17 protein-coding genes are annotated in these 12481 nt (G+C 46.9%); 12 read left to right on the plus strand and 5 right to left on the minus strand.

The annotated features are described in order from the left end of the window. Positions 1–144: 144 nt before the first annotated feature. Genes AC2CGP_RS17980 through AC2CGP_RS17990 form a run of 3 tightly spaced genes read right to left on the minus strand, consistent with a single transcriptional unit; the run spans position 145 to position 3003 of the window. Positions 145–1338 carry a hypothetical protein gene (locus AC2CGP_RS17980; RefSeq protein ID WP_447864625.1) on the minus strand — a complete coding sequence of 398 codons (1194 nt, stop codon included), beginning with the start codon at positions 1336–1338 and terminating at the stop codon, positions 145–147. Between the two features lie 8 nt (positions 1339–1346). Beyond that, entirely contained in the window at positions 1347–2369 is a 1023-nt protein-coding gene (locus tag AC2CGP_RS17985) for a site-specific integrase (RefSeq protein WP_447864626.1), read from the minus strand. A gap of 1 nt (position 2370) precedes the next feature. Continuing rightward, complete coding sequence (locus AC2CGP_RS17990; protein ID WP_484502404.1) at positions 2371–3003, minus strand: phage repressor protein CI; 633 nt, start codon at positions 3001–3003, stop codon at positions 2371–2373. A gap of 119 nt (positions 3004–3122) precedes the next feature. On the opposite strand from AC2CGP_RS17990, the gene AC2CGP_RS17995 reads away from it, so the two are divergent. From AC2CGP_RS17995 to AC2CGP_RS18045, 11 genes are all read left to right on the plus strand, one after another. After that, positions 3123–3368 (plus strand): Rha family transcriptional regulator, encoded by a 246-nt coding sequence (locus tag AC2CGP_RS17995; RefSeq protein ID WP_484502405.1) that lies wholly within the window; start codon positions 3123–3125, stop codon positions 3366–3368. Positions 3369–3403: 35 nt separating this feature from the next. Next, positions 3404–3913, plus strand: coding sequence for a phage regulatory CII family protein (locus AC2CGP_RS18000; protein ID WP_484502406.1), 510 nt, complete (start codon positions 3404–3406; stop codon positions 3911–3913). 7 nt (positions 3914–3920) lie between these two features. Next, the gene (locus AC2CGP_RS18005) at positions 3921–4121 is read left to right on the plus strand and encodes a phage filamentation protein Fil family protein (RefSeq protein WP_484502407.1); all 201 of its coding nucleotides are present in this window, start codon (positions 3921–3923) and stop codon (positions 4119–4121) included. After that, the gene (locus AC2CGP_RS18010; protein WP_347290295.1) at positions 4085–4426 is read left to right on the plus strand and encodes a DUF5347 domain-containing protein; all 342 of its coding nucleotides are present in this window, start codon (positions 4085–4087) and stop codon (positions 4424–4426) included. The genes AC2CGP_RS18005 and AC2CGP_RS18010 overlap by 37 nt, the downstream gene beginning before the upstream one ends. A 67-nt stretch (positions 4427–4493) precedes the next feature. Then, positions 4494–4727, plus strand: a complete 234-nt coding sequence (locus AC2CGP_RS18015) for a DUF2732 family protein (protein ID WP_484502408.1) — start codon at positions 4494–4496, stop codon at positions 4725–4727. Beyond that, on the plus strand, positions 4727–4954 hold the full coding sequence (locus AC2CGP_RS18020) for a TraR/DksA family transcriptional regulator (RefSeq protein WP_484502409.1): 228 nt from the start codon (positions 4727–4729) through the stop codon (positions 4952–4954). The genes AC2CGP_RS18015 and AC2CGP_RS18020 overlap by 1 nt, the downstream gene beginning before the upstream one ends. After that, the gene (locus AC2CGP_RS18025; protein ID WP_484502410.1) at positions 4951–5253 is read left to right on the plus strand and encodes a hypothetical protein; all 303 of its coding nucleotides are present in this window, start codon (positions 4951–4953) and stop codon (positions 5251–5253) included. The genes AC2CGP_RS18020 and AC2CGP_RS18025 overlap by 4 nt, the downstream gene beginning before the upstream one ends. After that, positions 5250–5546 carry a DUF3850 domain-containing protein gene (locus tag AC2CGP_RS18030; protein WP_484502411.1) on the plus strand — a complete coding sequence of 99 codons (297 nt, stop codon included), beginning with the start codon at positions 5250–5252 and terminating at the stop codon, positions 5544–5546. Before AC2CGP_RS18025 ends, AC2CGP_RS18030 begins: the two co-directional genes overlap by 4 nt. Then, positions 5543–6415: a DNA adenine methylase gene (locus AC2CGP_RS18035; protein WP_484502412.1), complete on the plus strand. Its 873-nt coding sequence runs from the start codon at positions 5543–5545 to the stop codon at positions 6413–6415. Before AC2CGP_RS18030 ends, AC2CGP_RS18035 begins: the two co-directional genes overlap by 4 nt. Further along, on the plus strand, positions 6412–7242 hold the full coding sequence (locus tag AC2CGP_RS18040; protein ID WP_484502413.1) for a hypothetical protein: 831 nt from the start codon (positions 6412–6414) through the stop codon (positions 7240–7242). Before AC2CGP_RS18035 ends, AC2CGP_RS18040 begins: the two co-directional genes overlap by 4 nt. Continuing rightward, positions 7239–9650 (plus strand): replication endonuclease, encoded by a 2412-nt coding sequence (locus tag AC2CGP_RS18045; protein ID WP_484502414.1) that lies wholly within the window; start codon positions 7239–7241, stop codon positions 9648–9650. The genes AC2CGP_RS18040 and AC2CGP_RS18045 overlap by 4 nt, the downstream gene beginning before the upstream one ends. An 18-nt stretch (positions 9651–9668) precedes the next feature. Here AC2CGP_RS18045 and AC2CGP_RS18050 read toward each other — a convergent pair whose 3' ends face one another. Further along, positions 9669–9896: a hypothetical protein gene (locus tag AC2CGP_RS18050; protein ID WP_046669924.1), complete on the minus strand. Its 228-nt coding sequence runs from the start codon at positions 9894–9896 to the stop codon at positions 9669–9671. 136 nt (positions 9897–10032) lie between these two features. Between AC2CGP_RS18050 and AC2CGP_RS18055 the strand changes: the two genes are divergently transcribed. Next, complete coding sequence (locus AC2CGP_RS18055) at positions 10033–10221, plus strand: hypothetical protein (RefSeq protein WP_063090871.1); 189 nt, start codon at positions 10033–10035, stop codon at positions 10219–10221. Positions 10222–10793: 572 nt separating this feature from the next. Here the strand turns inward: AC2CGP_RS18055 and AC2CGP_RS18060 are convergent. Next, positions 10794–11663: a hypothetical protein gene (locus AC2CGP_RS18060; RefSeq protein WP_484502415.1), complete on the minus strand. Its 870-nt coding sequence runs from the start codon at positions 11661–11663 to the stop codon at positions 10794–10796. Positions 11664–12481: the final 818 nt, after the last annotated feature.

Consider the following 12481-nt stretch of genomic DNA (forward strand, 5'->3'; position numbering starts at 1 on the left):
GGAGTTGAACCCGCGTCCGAAATTCCTACATACCATTTATACACTAATGAAAACATACATTTATTTTTAAAATCATCATCTTATTGTTTTTCCTATCTGTTGGGTTTTATGTGATTTTAAGTCTTTGCCGCCAAAATGCCGCCATCATTTCTTATCTTCGATGACGCCATACTCAAGCAAGTTATCCATACACTTTTCGAGTTTATGGAAGTCAGTGAGTGGATAGAGGTGAACAATGCTATCGTCAAAATTTTTGATCCCTGACAGACGTTCATTGCGCCTCAAAAACCTTGAAGCCGATTTGGCTTTATCTCTCTCATCTGGGTCGCATGTGTAATCTAGTGTTTTGAGTACTTGCCAAGATACTGGGGGGGTTAGCTTAAACATTTTAATTAATTTGGGGCAAAAATCCTTTGAGATTGTTTGTTGGTAAGTAACTTTTGGTGGGAGTACAACATTGATTGACTTATCTCCATCATTTGTTTTAACCATTTTAGTTGATCTGTAAGCGATACCAACAATGTTAGATTTTCCTCGGCGACTGATCCATTGCATTAATAAATTAGGGATGATGTATTCCTGAGTGAATGATGTGCTGTTGTTCTTTTTTTTAAAATTGCAAGCATAAATTAATGGCATCAAACAAATATATGACATTTTTGTAAGATATGACATTTCATCGTCATTGACTATGCCATAAAAAGATGAGTATAGGATTTCGGAGGTGAAGTCTAAAATTTTAGAATCTTCTTCATTTGATGAGTAAGAAGATATATATAATTTATCAAAATCTGGTTTGTCCATTTCTAGCCAGCAGACATATAAGGAAGAACCAAGATATAAACAGGGCAAGCCTGCAACTGAGTATCTTTGTGCATTAACTAGATGCCGCATAGAGAAAGGAATGTGAAACATCTCTTTTCTATCTTTTATAGAGGAATCGGATTTTCTGACGCGAAAAAGAGGCTTGGATTTGTTGCATATTTTATTAAGTGGGGTTGATATATGATGGATGTAACGAGATGTAGCCTTATCAGAGAATGTTTTGTCAAAATGGTCATATGCTGATTTTATGTCACCAGATAAGAATTTTTCTAGGGAGAAGACTATGCCAAAATATATCTCACTTATTTTTTCTAAACGTCTGTCGATTCTCCTGGATAAAGCATTGTCATTATTTTCAGCATAGTTATTTAGAATGCTGAAGTAGATTTGACATTTGTCTTTGAAATCACTAATTATGTCGGACTCTACTGTAAATGGTAAATTTAATCTTTTCTCCTTGGCTGCAATTGCAAATATTTTATTTAAACCATTAGATAAACTATCGCTTTCCATTTTTATCCTTACAAATAGTTTAATGAATATAGTGGGTTCTTTGTCACAGCATCTTCAAGATGATCAGGTGCAAAATGGGCGTATATCATCGTCATTTTTATATCTGCATGGCCCAGAATATCGCGAAGCACAAGGATGTTTCCACCGTTCATCATAAAATGGCTGGCGAAAGTATGGCGCAGGACGTGGGTGCATTGGCCCTCTGGCAAGTCAATGCCAGCTCGTTTCACTGCACGTTCAAAGGCTTTTCTGCATGGCGTGAATAACTTCCCTCGGTTCTTTGGCAGTTCGTCATACAGAGCCTGTGATATGGGCACAGTACGGTTTTTCTTGCCTTTGGTTTTTGTGTAGGTGATTCGGTATTTTGATAACTGATGGCCCTGCAGGTTTTCGGCTTCACTCCAGCGGGCGCCGGTAGCTAAGCAGATTTTTGCAATCATGAGCAGACTGGGGTTTTCTGAATCGCCGCAGGCATCCAGCAGGCGTTTAATTTCTTCCGGCGCTAGGAATGCTAACTCGCCTTCTGCGATCTTGAATGTTGGTAGTCCGGCGAGTGGGTTGGGTGCTGACCAGTGGCCCAGCTTTTTCAGCGTGCCGAAAACTGATGATAGATTTCGCTGTTCTAGGTTTACCGTGCGTGGCTTAACTGGTGACATAGGAACGCCATCTTCATTTTTGACCTCACCTTTTAGACGCGCTTCACGGTATTTAGTAAAGTCTCCGGCAGTCAGCTCGGAGGCAATTGGATCGCCCAGGCCATTACAAATAATACTGAGTTTCGCCATCAGGCGCTTAGGGTCCGCAAGAGTCTGCCCGTAAAGCGAATGCCATTGTTGAATCACTTCTGACAACTGACGCCTATCATCCTTTTCACCTAACCATGGCTTTTTGTTCACTTCATCCATTGTGAAGTTTTCGAATGCTATGGCCTCGCCTTTCGTCGCAAATTGCTTACGCACACGCTTGCCATCGCGCCCGCTAGGGTAGCACTCGCACAACCATTTTCCGTTTGGCTGCTTTCTGATAGTCATATCAAAGGCTCTTGATTATTTTTAATGCGCGGCCTACTACCTCGATATCATCAAGGCTGCACTCAAAGGATGATTCGTCTTGATGGACCACCAATCTGTTCCCTGGTAGCCGTGTTAACTTCACGATGCTTTTTATTCCGTCAATATCTACCAACCACATACCGTTAACTGGTGGTGTCTGGCTGCGGTCCACTAAATAAGAATCTCCAGAAGTATTCACCAGCAATAGGTTGCTTGGGTCTGAGGGGAGCAGGCTGCTATCAATGATTGCTTTTCCAGCATCGACCAATAAACCACCGTTGAGAGTCGCCTTATCAATTTCGGGGGAAACAAGCTCAGAAAGGGGTTTAACTTTGCTAGAGTTCACGAAATTGATATCTTTTTTGGGGTCAATGTTTGAACCTATCTCGCCCTGTCCGGTAGTGAGCCACAGTAAAGAAACCCCTGTCTCCAAAGCACACTGAATCACCCATTCTGCTGGGAAACTATCTCTTAAGTATCTGTTTGCCATAGTGCTTTTTGATGCGCCTAGGTGATCGCACAGTTGCTGTCTGGACTTGAAATCATAGGCAGCCATTAGCCTATGGATAGCCTCTCTTCCACCGGTATTCTCACCAGCTTTCACCTGTATCATTTTTTAATCCTATTGACGTATCAAATATTGGATCGTAGTATCTCGATGTATCAATTATTGAATCAAATAAAACAAGATAAAACGACGTAAACCAAACCTTAATCGAGAGATACTGCACTATGAGCACAGAGATTTCAATTCGTGTACCAAAAGTGATAGCGACGCCAGCCGAATTTGCTGAATGGGAAGGCTATTCCCGTGGTTCGGTTTATCAGATGATTCATAGCGGTAAACTGGCTAACTACATTGAAAAGAAAGAAAAAAATAAAGGTCGCGTGTTCATTCTTTACCTCAAATATAAAAAGGAACAGGCACGTAAAAACATGGACCAATCAGCCTTTAACTACAACGTAGTTGTCGGTTAGTAAGTTCAATTATGAGAACTTTCTAAGGGGGTTACATGTTTGATTATAAGATTTCCAAACATCCGCACTTTGACGAAGCCTGCCGCGCTTTCGCGCTACGTCACAATATGGCGAAGCTGGCAGCCAGCGCCGGAATGAACGTCCAGACTCTGCGCAACAAACTGAACCCGGACCAGCCGCACCAACTGACGCCGCCGGAAATCTGGGTGCTGACGGATATTACTGAGGATTCCACGCTGGTTGATGGTTTCCTGGCACAAATCCATTGCCTGCCGTGCGTGCCGCTGAATGAAGTGGCAAAAGAGAAAATGCCGCAGTACGTCCTTAAAGCAACGGCTGAGATTGGGCACGTCGCTGCCGGTGCTGTTTCTGGTGAGTCACTGACGACTGCAGGACGCCGCCAGATTATCGACAGTATCAACTCTGTTACTCGCCTGATGGCATTAACCGCGGTATCGATGCAGGCGCGCCTGCAGTCCAGCCCGGCTATGGCTAGTGCCGTTGATACAGTGACGGGCCTTGGCGCGTCGTTTGGCCTGCTGTGAGGTGCTTATGCTGACTAAAGAGCCATCTTTTGCATCGCTGCTCGTTAAGCAAAGCCCGGCCCCGCATTACGGTCACGGCTGGATCACTGGAACGGATGGCAAGCGCTGGCATCCCTGCCGCTCGCAGGATGCGCTGCTGGCTGACCTGTCCACCACGAAACAGGGGAAACCATGGCTATTGAAGGCGATGCTGCGACTGTTCCGCTAAGCGCTGGCCTCCGCCTTAATGGGTTAAACCACATCGCGGAATTAAGGGCGAAAGTGTTTGGCTTAAATATTGATTCAGAATTAGGGCGCTTTATTAGCGATATGCGGGACCAACGGGATATTAACCATGAGCAGAATAAACGCGCACTAGCCGCAATATTCTTTATGGCAAAAATTCCAGCGGAACGTCATAGCGTCAATGTTAGTGAGCTGACGACTGACGAAAAGCGGGAGCTGATTAAAGCAATGAACCATTTCCGTACAGTGGTGAGCTTATTTCCAACTCGGCTAGCCATGCCGAATTAACCAACCACAGAAATTAAAGGCGTAAACCCGCCGGGCATTCCTTTGCCCAAATTCAGGAGAACGAACGATGCGAAATATTGAAACCCGATTCACCAAAAGCGGCCCAGATGATGCTGGCCTCAACCAGATGCTGACGGATGCGCGTATGGAAGAACGCCGCGCGCGTGCTGCAGCAATGGCTGCCCGTCTCGATAGCCTGGCTAGCCGTATTACTTCCCGTCAGCTTAACCATGTTGAGGCGGCAGAGCTGCTGCGTGTCGCAGCTGAAAACATCCAGAACGAAGCGCAGGAGATCCACTGATGGCTGATTCTATGGACCTTGTACAGCAGCGCGTTGAAGAAGAACGCCAGCGCCATATCCACACCGCCCGCAATAAAACGCCGGGCGTTTCTCGCGTCCTGTGTATCGACTGCGGTGCACCGATCCCGCCAGCTCGCCGCCGCGCTTTGCCGGGTGTGCAGTGCTGCGTCACCTGTCAGGAAATCGCTGAACTGAAAGGCAAACATTACGTGGGAGGTGCTGTATGACTACCGAGAAATTAACTAATCCGCTTACTGATAGCGAATTAGCGCGGCTGATTTGGGGCCTGACAGCGGAAGGGTTTCACCCGCGTCTGCTGGCTGGGTTAGTCGAACTGCAGCAGCGCCGTATGAACGATGGTCAGTTAGTGGGGGGTGACCTTGAGAGCGCAGTGGATCGGCTGACTGAGAAGCGTGATAGAACGAAAGGCGGATGGAACACCATGGAGCAAGTCGCGAATTACGAGGGTTTTCGTGCGGGTGCTAAGGCTGGGTTAACAGCCAGATTCGACGGGAGCACATTATGAGCGTAATTCATGGCGTAAAAATAGGGCCGCTTTTTTTCAATGCCGTATCCAATGGCGAGAAAAAAGCAGAATTGCGAGTTAATGACCGTAATTATAAATGCGGTGATTTTCTGTTGTTGCGCGAATGGTCGGGGGATTATTCGGGAAATAAACTGGTAGTAAAAGTTACGCACATATTACCGCTTGATGGCTTGAACATCGCTGGCGGTAATTGGGTGATGATGTCTATTGCCCCACTCGACGAAAATGACGTTCAGGCGCTTTCGATGGCTGCGGTTGGGGGTGTTGAATGAGCACCATCCTAAAATGGGCAGGCAATAAAACTGCCATCATGCCGGAACTGAAAAAACACCTGCCAGCAGGTCAGCGTCTTGTTGAACCTTTCGCAGGTTCGTGCGCTGTCATGATGGCGACAGACTATCCTCATTATCTTGTCGCAGATATTAATGCTGATTTAATTAACCTATATCGCCAGATAAAAGAGAATACGGAATGGTTTATCAATACTGCGCGTGAGCATTTTGATAAAGATAATACGTCAGAAAGGTATTATGTTGTTCGTGAGTTATTTAATTATTTAACGTCTATTTCAGCAGTGGAAAAGGCGGCAATGTTTTTATACCTCAATCGCCATGGTTATCGTGGCCTTTGCCGCTATAACAAGAAAGGCCATTTCAACGTTCCATACGGTAATTACAAAGCACCTTATTTCCCAGAAAGCGAAATTAGAGCATTTGCCGAAAAGGCAGAGCGTGCCACCTTCATCTGCGCCAGTTATGACGAAACGTTAGCAATGCTGAAAGTCGGCGATGTGGTGTACTGCGATCCACCGTATGACGACACTTTCACTGCATATCACACTGACGGATTTACCGAGGATGATCAGTATTATCTGGCGTCTATCCTTGAACGTCGCTCATCAGAAGGTCATCCGGTCATCGTGTCCAATAGCGATACGCCCCTGACTCGCTCCCTTTATCGCAACTTCACCCGCAATCGCATCAATGCAAAACGCAGCATGGGCGTGGCTGCCGGTGAAGGTAAATCTGCAGTTGAAATCATCGCCGTTTCTAAAGCACCCGTTATCTATTCGGATGAATTTCCATGGTTTGGTGTTGATTTAGCTAAAGCAGCATCTGGTGCTGCTGAGGTGCGGAAGTGACTCAGTTACAGCTCGGCGTGCATCATTTTCATGGTACGCCTGTTTGGGGAGGCGCTGGTGATGTTCATCGTATTGCGGTGAGCAGATCTGGTGCTTTCGTGTCTTATGCGAGACCGGACCAAATCGAAGCATCTATCAAATTTGCCGAGCTTGTCGGTATTGATAATGGTGCTTTTTCGGCATGGAAGCGTGGCCTGCTGATCGACTGGGCGAAGTTCTATCAATGGCTGCTGGCTTACTACCACCATCCGAAAGTGAGTTTTTATGTTATTCCCGATGTGGTGGAGGGCGGCGAAAAGGATAATGACGTCCTGATCCGGCAGGTGCCGGCAATGCTACGCGGCAAGGCCGTACCTGTTTGGCATCTTCATGAATCTATCGATAGGCTTGTTGAGCTTTGCCGTGAATGGCCCACCGTTTGTTTCGGTTCATCTGGTGAATTTGCCGTAATCAGAACACCGCGCTGGCATCGTCGTATGCAGGATGCTTTCGAGACCATCTACTGTAAATATAACTTTCAGACCCGCATTCATGGCCTGCGTATGCTGGATGGGCGTGTGCTGGGGAATTATCCGCTAGCCACTGCAGACAGCACCAACCTTGCCTGTAATGTTCCTAAGTTCAATACAAAATATCCAGAACTGACTCGTGCGATATGTGAGGCGGAATATTCCCGTGGGCTTTCAGAAAAGGAGCTTAAGGCAACCATTTTAAAAAACAGGTGCGCCATTCTTAAAGGGGCTATTGAAGCCGTACAGCCTCCGTCAATTTCTGAATGGGTGTCAAAAGGGTTACAGCCTTTCCAGCTTGAGCTGGAGATAGCATGAGCAATTACCGCCATTCCTGGAACGCCGAAAAAAAAGCGGTTAATCCGTATCTCGCCCCGACGGAAGTTGCGCCGGTTTCTGCGCTTTCAAACCTGATCACTCTTTACGCGGCTGACAACGAGCAGGAAATGCTACGCCGGGAAGAAATGAGTGATGAGGTCTGGGAACGCTATTTCTATAACGAAGCCCGTGATCCAGTTCTGCGTGAAATGGAGCAGGACCGACTGATCAGCGGCGCCAAAATGGCACGTGAGCAGCAGCGGTTTAACCCCGATCTGGTCATTCTGGCAGACGTAAGCGCTGAACCATCACACATCAGCAAGCCTCTGCTTGAGCGCATTAAATATTTTCATTGTCTGGGCCGTCCGCAGGCATATTCCCGCTATTTGCGCGAAACCGTAAGGCCATGCCTTGAACGGCTGGCGCTTGCTCGTGACAGTCAGGTGTCTGCTTCCTTCCGATTCATGGCGAGCCATGAAGGGCTGGAAGGGCTGCTGGTTCTGCCTGAAATGAATCAGGATCAGGTCAAGCGCTTGTCCACGCTGGTTGCGGCTCATATGAGCATGTGTCTGGAGGCTGCCTGCGGTGATCTCTATTCCACTGACGAAGTGAAGCCGGAAGAAATCCGCCAGGCGTGGGAACAGGTTGCTGCGGAGGCTATGCGCCTTGATGTTATCCCGCCAGCGTTTGAGCGTCTGCGCCGTAAGAAACGCCGACGCAAGCCTGTGCCCTATGAGCTTATTCCCGGCTCGCTGGCGCGTATGCTGTGCGCGGATTGGTGGTATCGCAAATTGTGGCAGATGCGCTGCGAATGGCGCGAGGAGCAGTTGCGCGCGGTATGTCTGGTTAACAAAAAGGCGTCGCCGTACGTTAGCTATGAGGCGGTGATCCATAAGCGTGAGCAGCGCCGCAAATCGCTGGAGTTTTTCCGTTCGCATGAACTGACCAATGAGCAGGGCGATACGCTGGATCTGGAAGATGTGGTAAACGCCAGCGCCAGCAACCCGGCCCACCGCCGCAACGAAATGATGGCCTGTGTGAAAGGGCTGGAGCTGATTGCGGAAATGCGCGGCGACTGTGCTGTATTTTACACCATCACTTGCCCGTCACGTTTCCACGCCACGCTCAACAATGGCAGGCCAAACCCGAAATGGACCAGCGCCACAGTACGGCAGAGTAGTGATTATCTGGTTGATACGTTCGCGGCATTCCGTAAGGCCATGCATAAAGCCGGGTTGCGCTGGTACGGCGTGCGAGTGGCTGAGCCTCATCATGATGGCACTGTGCACTGGCATCTGCTGTGCTTTATGCGCAAGAAACACCGCAAAGCGATCACGGAACTGCTGCGCAAGTTTGCCATTCGTGAGGACCGCGAGGAGTTGGGAAACAATACCGGCCCGCGCTTTAAGTCCGAGCTAATCAACCCGCGCAAAGGCACGCCAACCAGCTATATCGCTAAATACATCAGTAAGAATATTGATGGGCGCGGCCTGGCTAATGAAGTCAGCAAGGAAACCGGCAAATCATTACGCGATAACGTGGAGAACGTGAACGCCTGGGCATCACTGCATCGCGTCCAGCAATTCCGCTTTTTCGGTATTCCGGGCCGCCAGGCTTATCGTGAGCTGCGATTGCTGGCGGGCCAGGCTAAACGCGACCTTCCACCATTAAAACCCGTACCGGGGAAACCTGAACTGACGCCAGAGATTCTGGCGGCCCTTGCAAATGCGCGGCCTGTTATCGGCAACCCGCGTCTTGATGCTGTGCTGGCTGCGGCTGATGCCGGTTGCTTTGCCACTTACATCATGGCACAGGGCGGCGTGCTGGTCCCTCGCAAACACCACCTGGTCAGAACTGCCTATGAGCTGAACGATGAGCCGAGCGCCTACGGCGATCATGGTATCCGTATTTATGGCGTCTGGTCCCCTATTCAGGAAGGGCGGATTTGTACGCACGCGGTGAAATGGAAAATGGTTCGTAAGGCCGTTGACGTTGACCTGCAGGAGGCGTCAGCCGACCAGGGCGCTTGCGCCCCTTGGACTCGTGGCAATAACTGTCCCCCTGTTGAAAATTTGAACCAGGCAGGGGGGGATCTACCCGATATTAAAACCATGGATGAGCAGGAATTGCATGATTACCTCCACAGCATGAGCCAGAAGGAACGCCGGGAACTTACCGCGCGACTAAGGCTGGTGAAACCGAAGAGGAAGAAAACATACAAACAGAACATTTCGGAAAAGCAGCGCCTGCAGCTTGAGGCAGAACTCAGCTCCCGGGGATTTAATGCAAGCGATGCTGAAGTGGATCTACTTTTACGTGGCGGCAGCATTCCGTCAGGTGCCGGGCTGCGTATTATTTACCGTAACCACCGGCTGCAGGAAGATGACAAATGGCGGCAGTGGTACTAAGCCGCCTCAAATTGAAGGTTACAAACCAGCCAGACTTTTGCCGCGAATGCGGGCAACTTCATACTTAAGTTCGACAGCTTTGGCCTCGCAAAGCCTTAAAGATTTAAGCCATTGTTCTGTTGTGGGCTTACCAAATATGTCTTCCATTACTACAACCAAGTAAAGGCAGCGGCCAGTGCCTAGTTCGCCTGCAACCAGACAGGCTGCGTTAGTTCCTGCCATAAGTTCAATACATGCTTTACGCATCGATTAATTCCTCATTCCGTTGTCTCTTGTAAAGCATCGCACTTGAGCCATCTGTTTGAAACATAGAAAAAACAATTTACATTTAAAGGTTAACTATATACTGTGTTTATATACAGTTATTTTGATGGAGGGGAAAATGCAGGACTATTTTTTGGAGTCGTTGAAGCTCCAGCGCATTGATTTTTTTGTGAAGCTTGTAGCTGCTAGTGAATGCGATGATGAAGAGAAGCGGCTTGCTATCCAGTGGGTATCAGAGTTGACAGATGAACTGATGGCGAAAATCCGTGCGCATGAGTACAACCGTTCAATGGATCTCCCCAGTTAGGTATAGGAACGTTGCTGGCGTTAGGACTTGATTCTGACGCTAGCAAGGTTGAACAACGAGCCATGCGAGGCGTTAGTCATGGGCAAAATGATAGTAACTTCGTGCTAGGTATTGAGTAGTTTTATCGCCAGAGAGGCTGTGAGCGCTCAAACTACTAATGGGGCCACGCCTTAGATGAGTGATTTGGCTTAAGCTATGATTACATAGTTTCGCTGTACGGCGGCCTTGCTTTTTATTGAAGCGACCAGACTGGAACAACGGCTAAAGGAGACTAACGATACTCACCAATTTTTTGAAAAGGTACAGTTATCTAGATTGGTTGCCAATTTTCGTTGAAACCTGACATACCATTAGGTCATTGCTTTAGAAAAATTAATACTTGATGTGAGAATTGCTTCAAAACATCTAGAATTAAAGTTTCTTTACTAGTATGCTTCATCGCTTGGTCGTTGGGTTGAGTGCAAAAGCTAAGGCTGATGCCCAGTACGCTATCCGCATTATTGCCAGAGAACCGATTCGAAACCGGAATCTGGCAGAGCATGGGCGCAAGTGCTGGCTTCCCAACGGCCTCGTTATTTATAATATGCTGACTTCAAAACCACTCGTCTTTCAACCTGCTGTGATAGCATTACCGCGTTAGTCCAATCTTTTGGATACCTTATTTCTTCTATAACACGAATATAAGCACATACTTTATTTTTTTCCTCTCCTTTGGCATAAGTAACCTCTAGATTATTAAACTTCAATAAGTGCTCTCTTCTTTGGTAAGTAAAACAGCCGTAATCACGGACATCAGAGGAAGTAATAGCATGAGTTGAAGGAAACCGAACTAGTAAATTTCCCAAGTAGGGAATAATGTCCAAACTTGTTGCTTTGTTTTCTTCTCTGCGACTCTTTCTGAACATATGTCTCCAACCAAGCCGTGTAAGCTCGATTTTCCCAAGCACCGGAGATGTTATTTCTTTTTGATCAGAATAACGCTTTTTAACAAACGCTCGCCGATTTTTAAGTAGTGAGTTTCTTCTTCTTACATGGATTCCTTTTGCCCCAGATTCACCTGCACGTACCATGGACATACAGCGAGCCAGGTCAAAACGTGTAGCCGGAGTGATTAAGTGATATTCTCCATAAGTTTGGTTTTTAAGGGTAGTATTTGGATGTATATAGGCCCAAAACGCTTTACGATTAGTTCTGTCAACCCAAACGACACATATATGGTGAGTTGTCCTTTTGGCTGCTTTTTTTGCGGCCGAATTTAATACAAAACCTTTCTCTAATAAATGACCATAAGTTGCCCCTGATTTAACTTGCGACAATATAAGCATTCTTTCTTTTGATGCCCATGGATGTTCGAAGGATAATATTAAATCTATTTTTGAATTGTCGTCTTCCCTGGAACCCCAGTGTCCCTCTCCTCTACAAGCAAGAATGAATTGACTCATTGCATAAGATTCGGCGTCACTGCCGTTAACTGAGTTAAACTGTCTTGTTTCTAACACAGTTGGTATTGGTCGTGATGCAAGTAAACTGAAAGATCCCACTTATAGTTCTCTCCAAAAAATTGCATAATCTTGAACGCTAAAAAATCGTATACAAACTAAAGTATTTTTTCATTTAATTCAATGTATTGGCTGAAATTAAGACATTTATAGCTATATGTACTAGATAACATAGCGTTGTTTTCCTTTTGGAATCCCTTCTTGTGGTAACACAACAGTATTTACTCAAGTAGTTTGTCACTGCATAGGGAGATTTCGCTATGTCCGCGGCATCATACAGATGCGATAGATTTTCAGCATGACCTTGGGTAGCAAATCTGTAGGTATCATCCATTGCACCTCAAAGTAACTCTGGTGCATACCTATGCTGCATGAAAATGAATGATCGCTAGTGGATCGTTTATGTCGAAGCCCGCCAGTTCTGACGGGCTTTTGCTTATGTTATGCAACTGCATGAAAACCACTACACAAAGCGGGCAGGCGTGGCGGGGATACGAGCGCGCGCCACAGGGTTGAACCGCTAAAGATCTGCACCTTGTGCTAACGATGGGATACGGAATGAATTATCAGAACGGAATAACACTTAGCTTGAGGTCAACCGTTACATGGTGAAGTTATAGGGTAGTTTTTTGATATGACTGGACCATAAAGGGATTGTGATAGGAAGTTGTCACGCAAAGAGACATCTTTATGCAAACCATATCTTCATCCATGTTCATGACTGTACTTAGGGGCTTGGCACTTTCTACGCAATTTTTCGT

It is taken from the genome of Klebsiella sp. SYXHC3 (assembly GCF_057196925.1).

Excerpts from the sequence above, each read along its gene's own strand:
- AC2CGP_RS17980 (WP_447864625.1), bottom strand. The coding sequence starts at position 1,338 with ATGGAAAGCGATAGTTTATCTAATGGTTTAAATAAAATATTTGCAATT.
- AC2CGP_RS17985 (WP_447864626.1), bottom strand. The coding sequence starts at position 2,369 with ATGACTATCAGAAAGCAGCCAAACGGAAAATGGTTGTGCGAGTGCTAC.
- AC2CGP_RS17990 (WP_484502404.1), bottom strand. The coding sequence starts at position 3,003 with ATGATACAGGTGAAAGCTGGTGAGAATACCGGTGGAAGAGAGGCTATC.
- AC2CGP_RS17995 (WP_484502405.1), top strand. The coding sequence starts at position 3,123 with ATGAGCACAGAGATTTCAATTCGTGTACCAAAAGTGATAGCGACGCCA.
- AC2CGP_RS18000 (WP_484502406.1), top strand. The coding sequence starts at position 3,404 with ATGTTTGATTATAAGATTTCCAAACATCCGCACTTTGACGAAGCCTGC.
- AC2CGP_RS18005 (WP_484502407.1), top strand. The coding sequence starts at position 3,921 with ATGCTGACTAAAGAGCCATCTTTTGCATCGCTGCTCGTTAAGCAAAGC.
- AC2CGP_RS18010 (WP_347290295.1), top strand. The coding sequence starts at position 4,085 with ATGGCTATTGAAGGCGATGCTGCGACTGTTCCGCTAAGCGCTGGCCTC.
- AC2CGP_RS18015 (WP_484502408.1), top strand. The coding sequence starts at position 4,494 with ATGCGAAATATTGAAACCCGATTCACCAAAAGCGGCCCAGATGATGCT.
- AC2CGP_RS18020 (WP_484502409.1), top strand. The coding sequence starts at position 4,727 with ATGGCTGATTCTATGGACCTTGTACAGCAGCGCGTTGAAGAAGAACGC.
- AC2CGP_RS18025 (WP_484502410.1), top strand. The coding sequence starts at position 4,951 with ATGACTACCGAGAAATTAACTAATCCGCTTACTGATAGCGAATTAGCG.
- AC2CGP_RS18030 (WP_484502411.1), top strand. The coding sequence starts at position 5,250 with ATGAGCGTAATTCATGGCGTAAAAATAGGGCCGCTTTTTTTCAATGCC.
- AC2CGP_RS18035 (WP_484502412.1), top strand. The coding sequence starts at position 5,543 with ATGAGCACCATCCTAAAATGGGCAGGCAATAAAACTGCCATCATGCCG.
- AC2CGP_RS18045 (WP_484502414.1), top strand. The coding sequence starts at position 7,239 with ATGAGCAATTACCGCCATTCCTGGAACGCCGAAAAAAAAGCGGTTAAT.
- AC2CGP_RS18050 (WP_046669924.1), bottom strand. The coding sequence starts at position 9,896 with ATGCGTAAAGCATGTATTGAACTTATGGCAGGAACTAACGCAGCCTGT.
- AC2CGP_RS18055 (WP_063090871.1), top strand. The coding sequence starts at position 10,033 with ATGCAGGACTATTTTTTGGAGTCGTTGAAGCTCCAGCGCATTGATTTT.
- AC2CGP_RS18060 (WP_484502415.1), bottom strand. The coding sequence starts at position 11,663 with ATGAGTCAATTCATTCTTGCTTGTAGAGGAGAGGGACACTGGGGTTCC.